We start from the raw sequence: 1,408 nt of genomic DNA, 5'->3' as shown, positions 1-1,408 counted from the left end.
TTCACATCCCAAGCACCAAAAAGCTTCCTAAAGCTATCAAGATAAAGAAAAGTCATCCGACAGGGTGACTTTTTTCGATTTGATCAATAGAAAAGGGCGTCGAGCACCGGCTCGACGAACCGCAAATCGACATGCGGTTCATCGTGTTAGCGCACGACACTTCGCATTTTAAAATACGGTACGTCGTTCACACTCACGACGCCCCGCAAATTGTTTACAGGCAAGTTAAAAAGCGTTTATTTATATAAGAGAAGTTTCTTTAGTTTCTTAAAAATCTGTATTATTATAATAATGATACATTATTACTTAAAAAGATCGAGGTGCTAAGTGACAACAAAGCTTTTATTAGTAATAAAGAACCCGAACCAGGATTTAGAATTGGCGAAAAATTATATCGAAGGTAAAAATCATGATGATTTTTTTATAAAAAATTCCTTGCTATACTTTAATGTATGTCGAGAAAATCAACTCGATAAGACCGATGGTTAGGGAATGATGACGATTTATGTGATAGGTATTTTCAAAGAAAGGAGTAAAATATTCGCGATTAAAATCAAAATTTATCAGTATCATCGGTAGTTTGATTGAATTTGGAAACTTGGTTGGATTTATATGATAATAATGGTAAGAAAAGGAGAGCAATGACTATGAATAGAAAAATTAGTATATTAACAGTTGTATTACTTAGTTTAAACGTCTTATTAGATCCAATAGTAGCGATCAGTACAGTTTATGCTCAAGAATCGACTGTTGAGACTAGTGTGAGCACAGAATCAGTACCCGAAGAGACAATTATTGAGGAAGTGCCAGAATCAATTCCTGAAGAAGTCTACGAAGAACCTACAGTAGAAGAAACATTACCTGAGGAAGTTCCCGCTGAGCCTGAAAGCTCAAGCGAAGTACCTGAAGAGGTACAAGAGGAGCCAGAAGAGGTTGAAACTGAAGAGTCTGTAGTGACCCCCTAAATCCGGAGATGGATTTAGAGGGTTTATATACGACTATTCTTTAATCGGTTTCATCAGACATATGAGCAATTTTTTTAAGTAAGCTTCGTATTTGTCAGTACCTATCTCTTTATTTTGTGATGAATTTGATACTTGTTCTAACGTGTTCGATGATTGTTCTACATACCATCCTGGCACTATATCTTTATTTTTATGTTGCTTATTATCGTATTTTTTAGCAATCCATCTTTCGGATTGTTCGCGTTTCCACGTGAACGCGTATCCTGTTACTGGTGTTCCTCTGCTGTTACTTTTTAACTTTTTAACTTTTAAATCTTTGATGAATTGTAAAATTAAGTGCGACAAATAAAGAAACCCATAACAGGTTCGTGTAAAATGTTAGTAATGACAAAAACATAAACACGGAGGTCTGTTATGAGCTACACACATCTTACCATAGAGGA

2 protein-coding genes are annotated in these 1,408 nt (G+C 35.4%); one reads left to right on the top strand and one right to left on the bottom strand.

The window, feature by feature from the left end; translation table 11 throughout:
* Window positions 1-647 precede the first annotated feature (647 nt).
* Window positions 648-965, top strand: coding sequence for a hypothetical protein (locus ACEN33_RS12345; RefSeq protein WP_407090696.1), 318 nt, complete (start codon window positions 648-650; stop codon window positions 963-965).
* A 33-nt stretch (window positions 966-998) separates the two neighbouring features.
* Here the strand turns inward: ACEN33_RS12345 and ACEN33_RS12340 are convergent, their stop codons facing one another.
* On the bottom strand, window positions 999-1,310 hold the full coding sequence (locus tag ACEN33_RS12340) for a hypothetical protein (protein WP_407095200.1): 312 nt from the start codon (window positions 1,308-1,310) through the stop codon (window positions 999-1,001).
* Window positions 1,311-1,408 lie beyond the last annotated feature (98 nt).

Origin of the sequence: Ruoffia sp. FAM 24228, assembly GCF_045528575.1 — a bacterium.
Taxonomy (GTDB): Bacteria; Bacillota; Bacilli; order Lactobacillales; family Aerococcaceae; genus Ruoffia; species Ruoffia halotolerans.
Note: the sequence above shows the minus strand (reverse complement) of the source record. Positions and strands in the feature narration are given on the sequence as shown.